The following is an 18,627-nucleotide window of genomic DNA, read 5'->3' on the forward strand; positions in this document are numbered from 1 at the left end:
CGCTATCCCAGATGTTGTTGCTGCCACCACATGGCCCAGAAAGTCCCGAGCGCGATGGAGACGCCGTAGGGGATGTGTCGCGCGGGCGCGGGCAAGGTTTCCTCGCGCATCCATTTCGCCCGCACCGCCCAGCGACGGGCCACCGCCGCCAGCGTGTCCCAGACGGCGCCCTGCCACAGCAGCGTGACGACCGCCTGCAGCGCGCCCACCAACGAGATGAAGGCCGCCGCCGCGAGCACCGCCGGGAACCCCAGCACACAGCCCACGCCCGCCATCAGCTTGACGTCACCCCACCCCATGCGCCCGCGCAGCGCGCCGGGAACCAGCAGCAGCGCCAGCCCCGCGCCCGCGACCGCCCCGCTCACCACCCCCGAATGCAGCCCGCCCCACCCCTCCGCCCAGCCCCGCACCCCGAGCCCCAGCACGACGAGCGGATAGGTCACGACGTTGGGGATGATCCGGCGCAGCACGTCGGTCACCACCGCCATCACCAGGGCCACTCCCAGAATCGTCCACAGCACGGGCTGAACAGGTGTCATCAGGCACCTGGCCCCAAGGCGGGCAGGCGACCCCTATCAAACCAGGGAGGCCCGGAGCCCGTCAAATGCTGAACACGGTCATCGAACCGGGGGGCAGTGCGTCATCAGTGGATGACCAGGCGGATCTTCTCGCTGCAGATGAAGTACTCGTCCCCGTCTTCGACCTTGCGGCGCTTGATGCGCTGCTTGTTGAACCAGGTCCCGTTCGAGGAGCCGAGGTCTTCAATGTAGAAGTCGCCGCCGTCGCGGGCGATGACGGCGTGCTCGCGCGACACCTTGCCGGAGTTGATGACGAAGTCGCAGTGCTTGCCGCGGCCGATGACGTAGCGGTCCTTGATGATCTTCTCCTGCTCACCGGACTCGGTGACCAGGTAGAGCGACGCGCCCTCCTCCTCGTCGGCCTCCTCCGCGGGCTCTTCCTCGGCCTCCTCCGCGGGCTCGTCCTCCAGCTCATCCTCGAGCGGCGGATCCTCCTGCTCGGGCAGGGGCTCCTCCTCGTCCTCGATCATGTCGTCGGCGGAGGGCGGGGGCGGCTCGTTCTTGCCCTTGATGAGCCGCTCCAGCTCGGCGGCCGTCTCCAGGACGCGCTCGGCCACCTCGCGGCGCACCGGATCGTTGTCCAGGCCGTTGGAGGACGGGCGGTCCTCCACGGGGCGCGCGGAGGCGCGGGCGGGTTCGGCCCGCGCGGGCGCGAGCACCGGCGGCGCCCCCTTGGACGCGGCCGCCGCGGGAGGCGGAGCGACCGGACGCGGCGCGGGCGTAGGCGACGGCACGGCGGCGATGGCCGGCTCCGCCTTCGCCCTCACCTCGATGAAGCCGTTGAGGCGCGCGAACATGAAGAGCGCCTGGTTGATCAGCGCGTCGCGATCCGACCCCATCTGCTGGGCCATCTCTTCGTACGTCTCCCACAGGTGATCAGCGATGCCGACCTTGCGTGCGGGATGGGAGTTCTGATCGATCATCGGTCTTGGCTCGGGAAATGCTGAACGTGGGGAACGATAGCAGAGCCGCCCAGGCCCGCCCAATTACTGGAAGGCCCGGAGGTACTGGAGGTTGTTCGCGTTGTCGGTGATCTGCTCCAGCGCCACCTGGAGCACGCCGTCCGCGGAGGGATAGGCGATGTAGGCCAGGCTGGAGCCCGCCACGTCCGTGGCCACCACGGAGCCAGGCAGGGTGTAGGCCCCCAGGTTGGTCTGCGAGCCGCCTTCGCCGGTGTCCACGCCGAAGACGAAGCGGCGGAAGCGCGGCAGCAGCGTCACCACGTAGCGGTCACCGGCGTTCAACCGCGAGGGGTCTCCGAACGTCGCCGTCAGGGTGAGCGACAGCGGCGCAGGGGCGAAGGTCGGCTGCGCCTTGGGCGGGTCCAGGCCCAGGTCGAAGCCATTCGCGTGGTAGTAGTAATCCAGCAGGTTGGACACCGTGTAGGCCTCACCGACGTCCAGCCGCAGCAGGTAGGAGTCCGCGGTCTCCAGGCCCGAATAGAGCACGAAGGGCTTCGTGGTCGGCCCGGCGCGCACGGAGAAGCTGGAGTACGTGGCGCACGTCTCCAGCGCGCTGACGGTGGCCGCGTCCGACAGGTCCGGGAACAGCCGGGTGAGGCCATCGCCCTGGTCCTCCAGGCGGAGGATGCGGACGATCTGCGGGCAGGCGCTCACGTTGTTCGCCAGCACGATGGAGTCGCCCGGAATCACGGCGCGGGACGTGGCCAGGGCGGTCTCCACCAGCAGGGGGGGATCCTCCACGGACAGGTCGCGCGTCAGGTTGACGAGGCCCGGCAGGATGCCCTGGAAGACGAAGCGGTAGGTCCCGCCGGGCAGCGTCCCGTCACACAGGAAGGCCGTGGCGTTGGTCACCTCCGCGTTCTGCGGGCAGCCCGGCTGCTCCACCCGGATGCTCTGGAACTGGTCGGCCCGGATGAGCTCCGAGCCGTCGCGCAGCTCCACCGCCACCGAGGCGCGCAGCGCGCCGGCGGTGGGGTCGCGGTCCAGGTTGAACGCACGGCGCTCGTCCGCGCGGAACAGGGTCACCTTCCCGTCCGACGACGGCATGATGCCCAGCAGCGGAATGGGAGACGTGTAGGCCGCGCCATCCGCCAGGACCTCGCGGACCTCCAGGCCCGCGCGCAGCGTCAGCCCCGTGGGCAGGCCCGCCGGCGGCGTCAGCGTCAGCATGGGCGCGCCGGTGACGTCGCGGGCGAGCACCGGCGCCGGGGACGGCACCAGGGGATCCGGGCCGTTGTCGAGCGCGATGACGCCCTCGCAGTCCGTCGAGACGCAGGTGAGCTCGTCGAGCAGCACGTAGATGTAGCGGCCCGCCGGCACGCGGGCCGTGTCCGGACCGAAGGCCGGGTGCGTGGCGACGAGCCGCGCGGGGATGTCCACCAGGTCCGTGTACGTCGGCACCGTGTAGGGCGCCGGACGCGGACGCTTGTAGGCGACCTCCACGGACGCCCCGTCCGCGACGACGCGCACCAGCCGGCTGGTGCCCGTCACGTTGCGGATGGCGACCACCAGCGAGTCCGTCACGTCCGGACGCGAGGGCATCACGATCATGGACAGCACGGTGTCCGACGGGCGCAGGCAGAAGACGGGCAGCGCGGGAGGAAGGGCCGCGGCGTCGAAGGCGTCGGGGGCCGGCAGGTCCTGGCGCATCACCACCCCGCCGCCGAAGGGACCGCAGAGCTGCTCGGCGGCCTCCGGGCGGGTCTGGAGCGCGTAGTACAGGACGCTCGGCGCGCCCTCGGCCACCGGGGCGTGCGCGGCGAAGGCGGTGATGAGCTGGCCGGTGGACAGCCGCGTCACCTCGTTGAGGCGCGCGCGGTCGGCGGCCACCACGGAGATGCTGCGGCCGCCAGAGCTGCGCGCGTAGATGTAGGGGCCGGACACGTCATCGCCCTTGGCGTCGTAGCCCACGTCGCGGGTGAGCGCGTCGGGCCGCTCGACGACGGGGATGGCCAGGGACTCCAGCGGGTTGGGCGCGGGGATGAACTCGCGGGGCGTGCGCGTGAGGTCCAGCACGCGCAGCTCGTCCCGGTCCTGGGAGGTGACGAAGACGAGCTGGTTGGAGAGCACCACGTCGTACGTGCCCGTGAGGCCCGCGGCACCCGCCGTGGAGGTGGTGTCGGAGCAGGCGCCCGTGAGGCCCGAGGCGCCCAGCAACAGGGCAGCGAGGATGCCGCGCTTCAAGGTTGGTTCTCCTGGCACACGCTGGTGCCCTGGTTCGGATCCCGCTGCTGCTGCGTGCCGAGCCGTGCCACCAGTTTCGCGTCCTGCGGACGGGTGAGGTCGGGGATGTCCACGATGGACACCTGCCCGTCTCCGAAGTTGGTCACGAACAGCCGCGCCGCGTTCACACCGGCCGGGTTGTCCACCGTCAGCCCGAAGGCCTGCGACGGGTTGCTGGTCTGGTTCTGCGAGTTGACGAGCGGCACCTGGACGACGACCTGCCCGAGCGCCTCGTCGTAGAGGGACACCGCGCTGTCGCCGGTGCTCGTCACCGCGAGGATGTTCGTGTCGGTGTTGGTCGGCGCCCCCTGCCGGCTGACGATCTGCATGTCGCTGACGCCGTCGGGCATGGGCACCGCGGAGATGACCCGGAAGGTGGGGTCCGTCGCCTGCGCGCCTGGAGCGGCGTCGTATTCGAAGTCGAGCGTGAGCAGCGTGTCCGGGCCGCGCGCCAGCACGTACAGCCGCTCGCGCACGAAGTAGGGCCGGGCCGCGAGCTCCGCGGCCGTCACCGGCCGGGACACCACCTGGACCGCGCGCGCCTCGCGGATGCGGTAGACCGAGAACAGGACGGGCTCCAGGACGCGCGTGGACACGTTCTTGTCCACCAGCCGCAGCACGAAGTTCCCGGCCACCGTGCCGCGGTCGCCGGCCACGAAGTTGCGGCCCGACACGTAGACGAACCCCGCCCCCACCGTCGTCGAATCCGAGCCGCCGTAGATGTAGCCCTCCGGCGACAGCGGGATGAAGCCCAGCGTGTCGCGGGTGGGGTTGTCCGTCTTCAGCGTGACCAGGTAGTTCTCGAAGTTGGTGCTGGAGTTGGCGGGCGAATCCGCCGCTTCCGAGTGCGTCACGTACAGCGTGCCGCTGGCGGCATCCACCGTCACGCCAATGGGCGACGGCGCGCGGGGCAGGCCCGGACGGGCCGCGTCCTGCAGCGACGACGGGATGTCGTCCGTGAGCGACAGCGCCCCCGTCCGGCAGTCCACGCCGCCCTGCACGCAGGCGAGCACCGGCGCGCCATCCCCCGAAAGGCTGACGTCCACCGCGTGCAGGTTGTTGCCCTCCGCGCGCGAGGGCACGAACAGGCGCGGCAACCCGTTGGCGGGGTTGACCCACATGGCCATGTCACCCGCGAAGCTGCGGATCTGCACGAGCGAGTCCGCCGACGAGGACAGGTTCTCGAAGGTGAGGAGGCTCGCGGGCTCGGCCGAGCCCAGCCGGGGCACCGGGACGGACTGGCCCTCCGCCTGGGTGCTCAGCGCATCCAGGTTGAGCGCAATCACCGAACCGGAGTCGAAGCAGTTGTCGAAGTTCGCGTTCGCGACGAAGAGGTAGCCGTTGCTCGCCGACGGGCCACCCGCCGAGGGAGGGCGCCAGAACGCCACCCCGCTGGGGTACACGAAGCGGGTGGACGGGGGCGGGTTCGGTTCGGATTCAATCGAACACGCCGTGACGAACAACAGCGCGGAGGTCAGGAAAGGGAGGCGCATCAGAGGGGGGCGGAGTGTAGGAACGGCGCCCTGCCCCGGGCAACTGAATAGGGCGGAGGCTATTCCCAGCCTGCCCTCCCGACGACACCCACCCACGCCCCAGGCCGCAAAGCCCGGAAACGCGTGCCGCTCCCCTGGCGGGGGAGCGGGCACGCTCCGGCGGTAAAGCTTCAGCTCGCGGCGACTTCCGCCTGGATCTTGGAGAAGTCCGCGACCTGGTTGAACAGGGCGCCAATCTCCGTGAGGAACCGGATGCGGTTTTCCCGCAGGTCCTTGTCCTCGGCCATCACCATCACCTTGTCGAAGAAGGTGTCCACGGCGGGCTTCAGGCCGGTGATTTCGCGCAGGGCCCCGGCGAAGTCGTCCGCGCGCACGCGCTCGCCCACCTTGTCGCGCGCCTGGGTGAAGGCGGTGTGGAGGTGCTTCTCCGGCTCGTCGGTGAAGCGCTGCGGGTTGGTCTGCCCGCCCGCCACGTCCTTGCCCTGCTTCTCCACGATGTTGACCACGCGCTTGAAGGCCGCGGCCAGCGGCTGGAAGTCCGAGTGGCCCACCAGCGGGCTCAGCGCCTCCAGGCGCTTCTTCGCGGCCACCAGGTCGTCGAAGCCCACGGCCAGCACCGCCTCCACCACGTCCGTGCGGTGCTGCTCGCCCCACAGCGCCTTGAGGCGGCCGCGGAAGAACTCCAGCACCTGCTCGCGCGGCGCGGCCTCACCCGGCTTGCGCTTCACGTTGGCCAGCTTCGGCGCCAGCAGCTTGAGCGCTTCGTCCACCGCGGCCGACAGGCTGAAGCGGTAGCCGCGCCCCAGCACGATGCGGATGATGGCCAGGCACGCCCGGCGCAGCGCGAACGGATCCGCCGCGCCCGACGGCGCCTTGCCGATGGCGAAGATGCCGCACAGCGAGTCCAGCCGGTCCGCGAGGCCGATGAGCGCGCCCGCGTCCTGGGACGGCAGCGCGTCCTCGGAACCCCGGGGCAGGTAGTGCTCGGCGATGGCCAGGACCACCGCGTCCGGCTCGCCGCCGGCGCGCGCGTACTCGCGGCCCATCACGCCCTGCAGCTCCGGGAACTCGCCCACCATGCCGGTGACGAGGTCCGCCTTGGACAGCGTGGCGGCGCGCTCCACCGTGGCCGCCTCCCCTGCCTTGCCCGTGGCTTGCGCGAGCCAGCCCGCGAGCGAGCGGAAGCGCTCCACCTTCTCCAGGTAGGTGCCCAGCTGGTTCTGCCACATCACGCGGCCCAGCTTCTCCACGCGGTCGCCCAGCGGCGTCTTGCGGTCCTCGTCGAAGAAGAAGCGCCCGTCCGCGAGCCGCGCGCGCAGCACGCGCTCGTAGCCCCGGAGCGACAGCCCCTCGTCGCGCACCGGCGTGTTGGACACGGCGATGAAGCGCGGCAGCAGCTTCCCCTGCCCGTCCAGCAGCGAGAAGTAGCGCTGGTGGCTCTTCATCTCCTGCACCAGCACCTCCGGCGGCAGGTCCAGGTGGCGCTCGTCGAAGCTGCCCACCACGGGGCTCGGCAGCTCCACCAGGTTCGTCACCTGGTCCACCAGCGCCTCGTCCTCCAGCAGCTGGCCACCGGCCGCCTTCGCCGCGGCGGTCACCTTCTGCACGAGCGACGCGCGGCGCTTGCCGATGTCCGCCAGCACGTGCGCCTTCTCCAGCACGGACTCGTAGTCCGCGGGCGCCTTGAGCACGATGGGGCCGGGCGCGAGGAAGCGGTGGCCCTGGGTGGTCCGCCCGCTCTTCACGTCGCCGAGCACCACCGGCAGCTCCGTGTCGCCCAGGAGCACCACCAGCCACTGCACCGGGCGCGCGAAGGACGTGTCCACGTCCCCCCAGCGCATGGACTTGCGGAAGTTGATGCCGTGCACCGCGGCGTGCGCCGCGTCCTGGAGGATGGCGTCCGCCGGGCGGCCCTTCTCCTCCACGCGCGCGGAGACGTACTCGCCCTTGGCGGTTGTCGTGCGGCCGAGCGCGTCCACCGACAGCTTGAGCCCTTCGGCGAACTTCTCCGCCGCCTTGGTGGGCTTGCCCTGCGCGTCGAAGGCGGCCTTGGCGCTGGGCCCCAGCACCTCCTTCGTCACGTCCTCGCCCGCTTCCGCCACGTCGCGCACCAGCACCGCGAGCCTGCGCGGCGTGCCGAAGGTGCGCACCTCGCCGTGCTTCAGGCGCGCGTCCGCCATGCGCTCGGTGAGCACGCGCTTCAAGTCCTCCAGCGCGGGGACGATGAACGACGCCGGGATCTCCTCGGCACCGACTTCCAGGAGCAGATCACGCGCCACGGGACACCTCCGACTTCTCCTTCTTCTCCACGGGCTTGTTGAGCGTCACCGTCTTCCAGTAGTCGCTGGCGGGCTTGCCCTCCAGCACCGGCGGCTGCTCGCCCACGGTCCACGGCGTCTTCGTCAGCGGGAAGCCCAGCCGCTCGCGCATCTGCAGGTAGCCCTCCGCGCACAGGCGCGCGTTGTCGCGCACGCGCTTGATGAAGTTGGCGCGCTCCGTGACGGAGATGGCGCCCCGGGCGTCCAGCAGGTTGAACGCGTGGCTGCACTTGAGCGCGTAGTCGTACGCGGGCAGCGGCAGGTGGCGCTCGATGAGGCGCTTGCACTCCTTCTCGTATGCGTCGAACAGCGAGAAGAGCATCTGCGGATCCGACTCGTGGAGGGCGTACTTGCTCATCTCCACTTCGTTCGCGTGGAACACCTCGCGGTACTTCACGCCCTTGACCCACTCGATGTCGAAGACATTCTCCACGTTCTGCAGGTACATGGCCAGGCGCTCCAGCCCGTACGTCAGCTCCGCGGCCACGGGGCGGCAGTCGAAGCCGCCGCACTGCTGGAAGTAGGTGAACTGGGTGACCTCCATGCCGTCACACCACACCTCCCAGCCCAGGCCCCAGGCGCCCAGCGTGGGCGACTCCCAGTCGTCCTCCACGAAGCGGATGTCGTGCTCCAGCGGATCCATGCCGATCTTCCGCAGGGACTCCAGGTACAGCTCCTGGACGTTCTTGGGCGCGGGCTTGAGGATGACCTGGAACTGGTGGTGCTGGAACAGGCGGTTCGGGTTCTCACCGAAGCGGCCGTCGGCCGGGCGCCGCGTGGGCTGCACGTAGGCGACGTTCCACGGCTCGGGCCCGAGCGCGTGGAGGAACGTGTAGGGGGCCATCGTGCCCGCGCCGACCTCGAGGTCGTACGACTGGGTCACGATGCATCCCTGGTCGGCCCAGTGCTTCTGGAGCGTGAGGATGAGGTCCTGGAAGTACATGGCTGGCGAGTCCTTCTCGCAGTGCGTCGAAGGCGGAACGCGGCGGACCCTAGTGAGGGGGTCCAGGAGCGTCAAGGACGGCCGTCACTCCGTGTAGGGCGGGAGGTCGGCCAGTCGAATCTGCAGCTTGGTGACCTCGCCGGGACGGATGGGAACGGACAACAGCTTGCTCGTCCCTCCCGGGTCCTGCGGATCCACCACGCGCAGACGGTAGGTGCCCACGGGGGTGGCGACCTTGATCAACGGCGACGTGCCCAGCTGGGTCGAGCCGTCGAACACGGCCGCGTTCCTGGGCACCGTGTAGAGCGTCAACCAGCCCAGGCCCGCCTTCGCGGCGCCCTTGGCGGTGGACGTGTCCAGCACCTCCGCGACCTCCGGCTCCTGCGTCACGGTGGTGACGGGCTCCGGGGGGCGCTCCGAGGGTTCCGCCTTGGGCTTCACGGGCGCGGCCGGCGTCTTCGCCGCGACGGTCGTGGGCGTTTCGGCCGCGGGGCTCCCCTTCGGCTTGCGGGCGCCCTTGCCGACAGGCTTCTTCGACTCCTCGGCTGGCGGGGCCTCCGCGACGACCGGCTCGGGCGTGGGGGCCGGTTCCGGGGCCTTCTCCGGTTCGGTCTTCTGCACGAAGCCCGGCGGTGGACCGGAGGGCTTCGGCGGCCACGTGCCGTCCTTCGCGGGGTCCGCGGGCGGCGGCGGATCCAGCTCCGCCTTCACCCACAGCTTCGCGGACTCGAACGCCGGCATGAACAGGCGGCGCACCGGCTCGAGCGTCGCCAGGTAGCCCACGCCGCCCAGGATGAGCAGCAGCACCACCTTGCCCAGCCAGCCGGAACCCTCCCGCGCCGGGGCGGACTCCGACGCGTCCTCTCCAGAGCGCGAGGAGCGTCCAGGGCCGGCTCCGGAGCGCGCCGGCCGGGCACGGAAGCGCTGCGTCTGGAGATCGCTGGGTGGATCCAGCAACGCATCGTCGGAGGGCGCGGCCCGGGCCTCGGCGGCCTCCGGGCGGGCAACGGGCCGGGGACGGTTCGCGCGCGCGGCGTCGGTGGGAGGACGGACCGGGCGGGCGACGGCGGCCGCGTCCGCGGGGCGCTGCGCGCGCGGCGTCATCGGCGGCGTGTCGCTGCGCGGGGGCCGGGCCTCCGCGGCTTCGGCGGGAGGACGCGGGGTCGCGCCCGCGCGGGGCGGGGTCGTCGGCTCAGCGCTCGTGCGCCGCACGGGCGTGGGGCGGAACGAAGGCGCCAGCTCCTGGGAGGAAGCCTCCGCGCGCGGCGACTTCACCTGCGCGGTGGCCGCGGCGGCGGCCGTGTCGCTGCCCTCTTCGGACTGCAGCGCTCCGGCGGCCTCGCTGACGCGGGCGTCCTCGGCGCGGCTGGCCAGTTCCAGGAGGGTGCGCGTCTTCTGGCGCTTCTCCTCGAAGAGCTCGCCCATGACGGCGGTCATCTGGTCTTCGTCGTACAGCTCGGTGCCCAGCGAGGCTTCGATGGCGCGCGCCATCTCCCGGCAGGTCCCGAAGCGCTGCGCGGCATCCCGTGACAGGGACTTGAGCACCACGGCTTCCAGGGCCTCGGGGATCGCCGCGTTGAGCGAGCGCGGCACGGGGATCTCCCCGTCCACGATCTGCATCATCACGGCGGCCTCGCCCGGCGCGTTGAACAGGCGCTGGCCCACGAGCAGTTCATGCAGCATCACGCCCGTGGAGAACTGGTCGCTGCGGCCGTCCAGCCCCTTGTCGCGAACCTGCTCCGGGGACATGTAGCCGCTGGTCCCCTTCACGGTGCCCACCTGCGTGCGGCCCAGCTTGCCGCGCGCCTTGGCGATGCCGAAGTCGATCACCTTCACGACGCCGTCGTAGGTGATCATCACGTTCTTCGGAGACACGTCCCGGTGCACCACCGCCACCGGACGGCCGGACGGATCCATGAAGTGGTGGGCGTAGTGCAGGCCCAGGCAGGTGTCGCGCACCACGCGGGCACTGAAGCCCAGCGGCAGCGCGTAGTCGCGCTTGGCCGCCATCTTCACCACCTGCTCCAGGTTCTGGCCGGGCAGGAACTCCATGGCGAGGTACAGCTCGCCGTCCTCTTCGCCCAGGTCGAAGACCTGCCCGATGTTCGCGTGCGAGAAGGCGGCCGTGATGCGCGCCTCGTCGAGGAACATCTTGACGAACTGATCGTCCTTCTTGATGTCGGGGAGGATCTGCTTCACCGCGACGAACTTGCGGAAGCCACCGGGGCCGGAGGTGAACGCGAGGAACAGCTCCGCCATCCCTCCCATCGAGAGTCGGGTGAGGATCTCGTATTTTCCGATGCGCCGCCCCCGGTCGGGATCTTCTCCGGCGCCACCCTGCATGCTCATGGCGCCGGGGATGTTACCTGTCGGACTTCCCCAGGTCGATGATCCTCTTCAGGGACGGGCACTCCCGCCCTAAAAGGGTGCCCCCAGAACGCCGGGAAGGCGGCTTAGGCGCCGAACCGCTGCCGCCGCACGTCGAGCAGCCACCCTTCGAGGGCGGCCACGGCGGGGGCAGGCGGCTCCAGGGGCAGACAGGAGTCCGCGTCCGCCGCGTCGAGCACCCCGAAGGCACGCGTCACCTCCGCCTGCCACCTCTCGCTGAGCGCCTCGGGCAGCTCGCTGCGCTCCCCCCGGAGCTTCTGCTCCACCAGCGCGTGCGCGTCGCCGAATCCATACGGCTCCAGGAGGACGGTGACGTCCGTCTCCACTTCCCCGGTGCGCAGCGCATGCGTCCCGGTGAGCGTGGTGCGCAGCACGTACAGCAGCTTCTTCGCGGAGCGGAAGCCACCCTTCTCCCACTCGCGGAGCTGGCCGGACGCGAAGCCCCGGTAGTGCCGGTGGATGCGGCGCGACAGCACGGCCCGCACGTGGGGGCGCAGCGTCTCCAGCTCCGGAAGGGTCCGGAGGGGAATGGCCCCCAGCACCCGCTCGATGTAGTTGCCGTTGCCCTGGAGGATGCCGAGCAGCACGGGCTGCAGCTCGTTGGACGAGTAGTCCACCTCCACCCCTTCCAGCACCTCCAGCCGCTCGGCGTTCACATGCCGGGGCTGGAGGGCCAGGAGCGCGCCGGTGGGCGCGATGTGGATGGACTTGAGGTCCAGGTCGCTGTCCGGCGAAGGGAAGCCGTACGCATGGGCGCCGGAGAGCGCCACCACCAGGTGATCGCGCTTGCGCGACTCCTCGTCCAGCACCCGGTCCGCCATGCGCTGCTGGTGCTCCGTCATCGTGCCCTTCATTCCGTCCCTCCTTCCAGCGCCGGTGCCTCCGGTGCGTCACGTCCCAGGGGCCCGGGCGTCTTCAGCACCCAGCGCCGCGCCACCTCGTCCCCCACCCGCCGCAGCAGCCGGTCCGCGCGCGCGTAGTCCGGATGCTCCGGCAGCCGGCTCTCGCGGTGCGCGGCCTCCAGCGCGGGCGCCATCGCCTCCGCGTCGCGCAGGACGTCCTCCAGCGCCACCTGCCCGCCCTTGATGTCGAGCAGCCTCGCCTTCAATGCCCCCGTGGCCTCGAAGGTGGGGACCCCGTCGCGCAGCCAGCCTGTCGCCAGCGCCACCAGCCGCAGCAGGTTGTAGGCGTTCTTCGGTCGCAGCTCCCGAGCGGACGGAGGCCGCTGACCGCCGCCGCGCGCGTACGCCGTCAGCGCCGCGAAGTCGTTGGCCGCCAGCAGGCCCTGGTCCCAGAGCGAGCGGTAGAGCTGCTTGACGTACGTCTTCGCCGCCAGCACCCCGTCCTCGGGCGTGGGCGCGCTCCGGGGAGACACGGCGGCCAGCCTCCGCGCCACCTCGTCCAGGTCCGGCGTGGGCTCCTCGCACAGCCACGCGAGGAGCAGGTCGCGGTGCTCGGCCAGGCGCTGGCTGCGGGTGAGCTTGTCGAGCTGACTCATCGCATAGCGGCCGAAGCTGCCGAAGATGGCCTTGGAGACGAACGCCTCGCGCTCCTCCAGCACCCATTCGCCCAGGACGTCCGAGGCCTTCGCGCCGGGGACGAACAGCGTTTCGAGCGTGTTCGGATCCGCGCGCAGGGCCTGCTCCACCGTCTTGCGGACCTCCCAGTAGGTGGTGCTGCCATCCGCGCTCACCAGGTCCTGCGGCGCCTGCCCCAGGCCCCAGGTCCACGACAGGGGCAGCGCGAACACGCCGCGCACGTCCACGTCGGAGCGCTCGTCCGCGAGTCCCCACGCATGGCTGCCCACGCGCGTCTCCAGCACCACGCACGGTCGCAGCGCGCCCCAGGCCGCCTCGCGCCGCTGCGCGAACTGGACCTGTCCCACGCGCCGGGGCACCAGCTCGTCGCGCGCGAACCACACCTCGCCCACGCCGACGATCTGCACGTCGAAGCCACCGTCATGGGCGCGCACGACACGGCCCACCACGCCCTGCGGGATGCGGCGCCCGGCGGAGGCCACGCGCTCCACGCGCGTCGTCACCTCGGTGCCGTGCGGCAGGGGCACGGACAGCCGATCGATCTGCTCCAGGCCCCGGACCCGCGAGGCGGTGGGGGACGTCGCTTCAGGCTTCGGGTCGCTCATCGGTCCCTCCCAGGTGGGATGGCGCTGGACGCAGTGAAGCACGGGAGCCTGACCCGGCACGGCGCCCGGGTTCAACGCTCGACACGCCTAGACGGAGTCCTGCCGCGGGGGGCGCCTGGGCAGCAGCCCCTCCACTTCGGAGGCCAGGGGCAGCGCCGCCACCGCGCCCAGCTTCGTCACGACGCGGGCTCCCACGTCGGCCGCGAACGTCATCAGCGCGACCAGCTCCTCGCGCGTCGCGTCCGCGAGCGAGCCCGCATCGCCGTACCAGCGCACCAGTCCGTGCAGCAGCGCCGACACGAAGCCATCCCCCGCGCCCGTCGTGTCCACCACCGTCACCCGGGGCGCGGGGACATGGAGCACTTCGCCCCGCCAGAGGAACACCGCGCCCTGCTCGCCCAGCGTCACCACCGGCAGCAGCACGCCCAGGCCCGCCAGATGCCGCAGGGCCTCCTCGGGCGTCCGCGCGCCCGTCGCGAAGAGGAGCTCCTCCTCCGACAGCTTCACCACCGTGCATAGGGGCAGCATGCGCCCCAGGAGGACCCGCAGCTCGTCAGGCTCCGGCCAGACGTGGAGCCGCAGGTTCGGGTCGCAGCTCACGATCATCCCGGCGTCGCGCGCCAGCGAGAGCATGCGCACCACGGCCTCGCGCGCCGGCGTCAACACCAGGGAGTTGGAGCCCGAGTGCAGCACCTTCGCGCGCCGCACGAAGTCCCCGTCCACGTCCGAGTCCTCCAGCAGGAACTCCGCCGAGCGCGTCCGGAAGAACGTGAAGCTGCGCTCGCCCCGCGCATCCAGCGAGACGAAGAGCAGGCCCGTGCGCGCATGGTCCACCTGGCGCAGGCGGCTGACGTCCACGCCCTCCCCCGCCAGCCGGTCGCGCAGGAAGTGGCCGAACTCGTCCGAGCCCACCACGCCCACCATCGCCGAGCGCAGGCCCAGCCGCGCAAGCCCCACGGAGACGTTCGCCGGCGAGCCGCCCGTCGAAGGCCGCCACGCGTCCACGTCCCGCACGCGCGAAGCGCCACCGGCCACGGGGAGGAAGTCCACCAGCGTCTCGCCGACACACACCACGTCCAGCGGCCCGGCCTCGTGCATGACGCTCCCCGCCCGCGGACGCGCGAGCCCGCGCTTCAGTCCAGGCCCACCTGGGCCATGAAGTCCACGCTCTTGAGCCGCCGGCCCAGGTGGTGCGAGATGAAGACGTTGAGCAGCCCGCGCGCCCGCGCCCGGAGGTCGGGAGGCAGGGGCGTGCGTCCGCCCTCCTGCAGCGAGCGCAGCCCGGACAGCAGCGCCACCGGCACCGCGACCGAGTCGCGCGCCCGTCCGCCGCAAGGCTCGCACACCGCGCCGCCGTGCCCCTGGTCGAACCGGGGCCGCTCCCCGGGCGCGCCACCGCACAGCGCACAGGAATCAAAGCGGGGCATCAGCCCGGCCTGCGCCAGCGCCGCCAGTTCGAAGGCCAGGAGCGACGTGGGGCCCGCCTCCTTCGCGTCCAGGCGATGGAGGTAGCCCTCCATCAGGAGGAACAGCTCCGGCTGGGGTTCATGGTCGCGGGTGAGCTCGCGGCACAGCTCCACCGCGTACAGCGCCCGGGCGATGAGCGACAGGTCCTCGCGCGCCGCATAGAACCCCGAGACGATGTCCGCGGAGTCCAGCCGCACCGTGCTGCCCCGCGTCTCCACCAGTTGGACGCGCAGCCGCATGAACGGCTCCAGCGCTCCGGCGAACCGTCGCTTGCTCTTGCGCGCCCCCGCGGCGAACGCGGTCAGCTTGCCGTGCTCGCGCGTCAGCAGCGTCACCATCCGGTCGGACTCACCATAGTCGACCGTGGACAGCACGAACGCGTCGTCGGCGTACCGCTCCATGATCCCCCTTCAACGCGCCAGGGGCGAAGGAAGCTTCCCGGTCAGCACCAGGAACAGGGCCGCGCCCAGGAGCAGCGCCGCCAGCACCGCGGCCAGGATGACGTACGCCCGCTTGCGCCGCTCCTTCTCAAGCTGCACCGGCGAGGGCGCGGGCACCGCCCGGTCCACCTCCTCGTAGCGCAGCGCCGCTTCCTCCGGCGACAGCCCGATGACCTGGGCGTACGCGCGGATGTAGTTCAGCACGAAGATGCGCTCGGGCAGCCGCTCCACCTGCCCCGCCTCCAGCGCCGCGACGAGGCTGGGGGGGATCTTCGTCTCCCGAGAGACGTCCTCGCGTGACAGCCCGCGCAGCTCGCGTTGCTGACTGAGGTATTTGCCGAAGTCGACGTGATCCACGGTCCCCCGGGCCCCAGGCTAGAGGTGTTCCAGCAGTGAGCGGCAGTCGTCCTTGAGCACCTGCTCGGTGGGCTGCGCCTTGGCCTCGCAGCCCGCGAAGGCAGCCTTCGCCGCCTCCACGTTCCCGAGCTTCGCCTGGCACACGCCCTCGCGGCGGTAGGCCTCCGCCACGTCCGGGCACTTCTCGCGGTAGTGGGCGAACTGCTGGCAGGCCTCCTGCGTCTTGCCCGTCTCGTCGTAGATGATGCCCAGGTTCCGGAAGCCCATGCAGAACTCCGGGTTGGTCGTCACGGCCGCCTTGATGTTCTGCAGCGCGTTCGCGACGTCGCCCTTCTTGTAGAGCGCCCACCCCATGTTCCCCTGCGCGGAGAAGCCGAAGCGGTACTGCATGTCGTTGAGCGCCGCCTCGTACAGCTGGATGGCCTCGTCGTAGCGTCCCTGGTCCAGGCGCAGGTTGCCCAGGTTGTTGCGCACGTCGGCGAACGTCGGCCGCAGCTCCAGGGCCTTCTCGTAGTGGGCCGCGGCCTCATCAAGCCGCCGGAAGGACAGGTGCAGCAGGATGCCCATCGCGTTGTGGGCTTCCGGGTTGCCCGGATTCTGCTTCAGGGCCTTCTGGTACTCCGCGAGCGCGTCCTGCACGTGGCCGTGCTGCTGGGCCTGCACGCCCAGGTCGTAGTGGATCTCCGAACTCTCGATCTCCTTCTGCGTGGGGACGTGCGCACAGCCCGCTGAGGCGAGCACGAACGCGAGGCAACAGGCGGAAGGGATGCGGAACATGGGAGGCAATCCGGGGTGGAGGTTCAGAACGCGGCCAGGAAACGGCCCAGGGTGGTGGCGACGTTGCGCTTCTCTTCGGCGCGGGCCTTCACGGCGGGCACGAGCGTGGGCTCCTTGAAGAAGACGGGCAGCGTCTTGAGCCACTCGTCCTGCTGCGCGGGAGCGACCGCGCGCCAGTTCGCGTTGTCCATCATGAAGCCCAGCGACTCCACGAACCCGAGCGCGTCGTCCTCGTCTTCCCGCAGCTCGTCCGCGGACTGGACGCGTCGCCCGGACACGTACACCGCGCAGTCACCGGCCTCCACCAGGTACAGGTACACGAAGACGCCCGCGCCCTGCCCTCCACGAAGCCCCACCACGAAGGCCTGCGCCGGTCCGGCCTGCTTGCCGGGGATGGCCACGTGCGGCGTGTTGAGAGACAGGTGCAGCGCGAGCACCTGGTCGCGGCTGGCGGGCAGCCCCCGGTAACGCTCGTCGATGGTGAACACCGTCGTCTCCCTTCCCCGCGCCGGCCCGGTTCAGCGGGTGGTGAGGGTGAACTCCTCGGTCGCGTCCTGCGCGTCCGCAGCCGTCTTCTGGAAGCGGATGAGGGGCGTGTCAATCATCACGTTGCCGCCGCCCTCATTGCCTTCCCCGATGATCACCTTGAAGACGTTGCTGGCGGACGTGCTGCGGCGGCTGCCCGGATTCGTCTTGCGGGCGATGAGCGTCACCGCGTTCGGCCCGGGACGCAACTGACCGGTGACTTCCAGGACCACCTGATCCTCGTTGTTGCGCAAACGACGCACCCAGCGCGAGTTCACGTACACGTCGATGTCGAAGTCCGTCATGCCCGGCGTCGTCTGCTCCGTCACCAGCCAGTAGCGCTGGGTGATGCGCCCCGGCACGGAGGGCGTGGAAGTAGGCGGAACGGCGGCCGCGACCCCGGCATCCGCGGGGGCTCCGGCGGGGGCGGGGCCCGGCGACGACGTCGAAGGGGCCTTGGCCGGAGCCGGCGTGGGCGTCACGGTCGTCACGCGGGCGGCATACCCCGGCGCGTCGATGTGGACGTTCCCCTCCGCGTCGACGCGGACGGTGGCCTTCTCGAAGCGCTGGTTCCTCACGCCGTCGATGTTGACGCCGTTGAGGAAGACCGAGCCGGCCAGGGCCAACATGGGCACGAGCGTGGCCGCGACGGTGAGCGCGATGCGGGCAGACGGACGAGGCATGGGGGAATCCCTCCTGGGAATCCTCAACAGTCCCAAGGGTTTGCAACGACTTAGCGCACCCGGGGGATCGGGACAAGGCGAGTGTGGCGCGGGTTGGAACCCACCACGGGCCCGAACATTCACCAGGACGTCGACAAACGGCCCGTCAGGGCGCCGCGGTCGTCGTCGCGCCGGGAGGCTCGGGCGGCAGCTCCCGCTGCGCGAGCGCCCAGTCTCCGCCCAGGCCATGGCCCTCGCGGAAGCGGCGGAAGTCGCGCCGCACGGCCCGGGGGTAGCGGCGGAACTTCTCCAGCTCTCCGGCCCTCACTGCGTCCCGGATGCGCGTGGGGCCGGCGTTGTACGCCATCAGCGCCATGTCCAGGTCGCCGCCAAACCGGCTCTGCAGCGAGCGCAGGTAGCGGATGCCCAGACGCACACAGACGGCGGGGTCGGCCACCACCTCCTCGCGCGACAGCCGCAGGCCCTCCTTCTCCGCCAGGAAGTGCAGCGTGCTGGGCTTGATCTGCATCAGGCCCCGGGCGCCCTTGTCGGAGACGGACTCCTCCTCGAAGTCGGACTCCACGTCGATGAGCGCCAGCACCAGCAGCGGGTCATACCCGGTGCGGCGGGACTCCTCGTCGATGGCCTGCCCCAGGCGCCGGCGCAGCGTGAGCCCCAGGTCCGGAGCGCGCTTGGCCAGCACCGCGTCGATGAGCATCGCCTCCGCGGAGACGGACTCCTGCGACACGTGCTCCGGAACGCCAGCGGGAGGGGTGGGCTCCTCCAGCAGGGGCACCACCCGCGCGGACACCACGAGCGCCACGCCCGCGAGCAACGGGAGCCGGGAGCACCCGCTGCTCAGGGCATGCAGCCCCGCGAAGAACCGCGTTCCCAACGACCTGCCGCCCGAGGCGGCGGGTCCACTCACTTGCGGTGCTCCAGGGCCTGGATGCGCTCGGAGAGGCGCTCCAATCGGCTGCCAAACGCCTGCAACTCCTCGCGGCGCGGCAGCTTCAACAGCGAGAGGGCCGTGCGGACCCGCTCCTCCACGTTGTGCTCCAGATCCCGGCGGTGCCCCGTCAGGCGCTCCGCGAACTCCCGGGCCTGGCGCTTCACTTCGTCCTGGCTCCACCCGGCAACGGACGCCACGCGCTGCACCGCGCGCGAAGCCTCCTCCTCCGCCGTGTTCACCGCCAGGAGCGCCTGGCTCCAGATGCGCTCGAAGGCTTCCGCCACGGACGGCTTCTCCCGGGGGGCCTCGGTGTTGTTGTCCATGAAGTCGCTCCGGGAGTCCCCCAGCCTTCCCTCATGGGAAACCCGGGGCTCGAACAAAGGGGGCGGCCACCTAAGC

Annotated in this window: 17 protein-coding genes; all 17 read right to left on the reverse strand. The window is 71.1% G+C overall.

All coding sequences use genetic code 11. From position 1 onward, the window contains the following. Positions 1-2: 2 nt before the first annotated feature. Complete coding sequence (locus tag OV207_RS28535) at positions 3-539, reverse strand: A24 family peptidase (RefSeq protein WP_193428550.1); 537 nt, start codon at positions 537-539, stop codon at positions 3-5. A gap of 104 nt (positions 540-643) precedes the next feature. Then, complete coding sequence (locus OV207_RS28540; RefSeq protein ID WP_193428549.1) at positions 644-1,501, reverse strand: FHA domain-containing protein; 858 nt, start codon at positions 1,499-1,501, stop codon at positions 644-646. A 63-nt stretch (positions 1,502-1,564) separates the two neighbouring features. Next, complete coding sequence (locus OV207_RS28545) at positions 1,565-3,724, reverse strand: hypothetical protein (protein WP_267558220.1); 2,160 nt, start codon at positions 3,722-3,724, stop codon at positions 1,565-1,567. Further along, complete coding sequence (locus OV207_RS28550) at positions 3,721-5,256, reverse strand: hypothetical protein (RefSeq protein WP_193428547.1); 1,536 nt, start codon at positions 5,254-5,256, stop codon at positions 3,721-3,723. Before OV207_RS28550 ends, OV207_RS28545 begins: the two co-directional genes overlap by 4 nt. Positions 5,257-5,426: 170 nt before the next feature. After that, positions 5,427-7,535, reverse strand: a complete 2,109-nt coding sequence (glyS, locus tag OV207_RS28555; RefSeq protein WP_267558221.1) for a glycine--tRNA ligase subunit beta — start codon at positions 7,533-7,535, stop codon at positions 5,427-5,429. After that, positions 7,525-8,517 carry a glycine--tRNA ligase subunit alpha gene (glyQ, locus tag OV207_RS28560; protein WP_227027676.1) on the reverse strand — a complete coding sequence of 331 codons (993 nt, stop codon included), beginning with the start codon at positions 8,515-8,517 and terminating at the stop codon, positions 7,525-7,527. The genes glyS and glyQ overlap by 11 nt, the downstream gene beginning before the upstream one ends. Before the next feature lie 84 nt (positions 8,518-8,601). Then, complete coding sequence (locus tag OV207_RS28565) at positions 8,602-10,866, reverse strand: protein kinase domain-containing protein (protein ID WP_267558223.1); 2,265 nt, start codon at positions 10,864-10,866, stop codon at positions 8,602-8,604. A 104-nt stretch (positions 10,867-10,970) separates the two neighbouring features. After that, positions 10,971-11,759 carry a DNA polymerase beta superfamily protein gene (locus OV207_RS28570; protein ID WP_267558225.1) on the reverse strand — a complete coding sequence of 263 codons (789 nt, stop codon included), beginning with the start codon at positions 11,757-11,759 and terminating at the stop codon, positions 10,971-10,973. Then, entirely contained in the window at positions 11,756-13,048 is a 1,293-nt protein-coding gene (locus OV207_RS28575; protein WP_267558226.1) for a DNA polymerase beta superfamily protein, read from the reverse strand. Before OV207_RS28575 ends, OV207_RS28570 begins: the two co-directional genes overlap by 4 nt. Before the next feature lie 87 nt (positions 13,049-13,135). Then, positions 13,136-14,146, reverse strand: a complete 1,011-nt coding sequence (locus OV207_RS28580; protein WP_267558227.1) for a carbohydrate kinase family protein — start codon at positions 14,144-14,146, stop codon at positions 13,136-13,138. Positions 14,147-14,181: 35 nt separating this feature from the next. Next, positions 14,182-14,916, reverse strand: a complete 735-nt coding sequence (gene recO, locus OV207_RS28585; RefSeq protein WP_193428541.1) for a DNA repair protein RecO — start codon at positions 14,914-14,916, stop codon at positions 14,182-14,184. Between the two features lie 9 nt (positions 14,917-14,925). Beyond that, positions 14,926-15,312 carry a helix-turn-helix domain-containing protein gene (locus tag OV207_RS28590; protein WP_193428540.1) on the reverse strand — a complete coding sequence of 129 codons (387 nt, stop codon included), beginning with the start codon at positions 15,310-15,312 and terminating at the stop codon, positions 14,926-14,928. Between the two features lie 18 nt (positions 15,313-15,330). Further along, positions 15,331-16,089, reverse strand: coding sequence for a social motility TPR repeat lipoprotein Tgl (tgl, locus tag OV207_RS28595; protein WP_193428539.1), 759 nt, complete (start codon positions 16,087-16,089; stop codon positions 15,331-15,333). Between the two features lie 23 nt (positions 16,090-16,112). Continuing rightward, positions 16,113-16,577: a social motility and stimulation tgl protein gene (locus tag OV207_RS28600; protein ID WP_267558228.1), complete on the reverse strand. Its 465-nt coding sequence runs from the start codon at positions 16,575-16,577 to the stop codon at positions 16,113-16,115. 30 nt (positions 16,578-16,607) lie between these two features. Next, entirely contained in the window at positions 16,608-17,297 is a 690-nt protein-coding gene (locus OV207_RS28605; RefSeq protein WP_267558229.1) for a hypothetical protein, read from the reverse strand. Positions 17,298-17,442: 145 nt separating this feature from the next. Next, entirely contained in the window at positions 17,443-18,204 is a 762-nt protein-coding gene (locus OV207_RS28610) for a lytic transglycosylase domain-containing protein (RefSeq protein WP_267558230.1), read from the reverse strand. Beyond that, entirely contained in the window at positions 18,201-18,551 is a 351-nt protein-coding gene (locus OV207_RS28615; protein WP_193428535.1) for a phasin family protein, read from the reverse strand. Before OV207_RS28615 ends, OV207_RS28610 begins: the two co-directional genes overlap by 4 nt. Positions 18,552-18,627: the final 76 nt, after the last annotated feature.

The organism is Corallococcus sp. BB11-1 (assembly GCF_026626625.1).
GTDB classification, from domain to species: Bacteria; Myxococcota; Myxococcia; order Myxococcales; family Myxococcaceae; genus Corallococcus; species Corallococcus soli.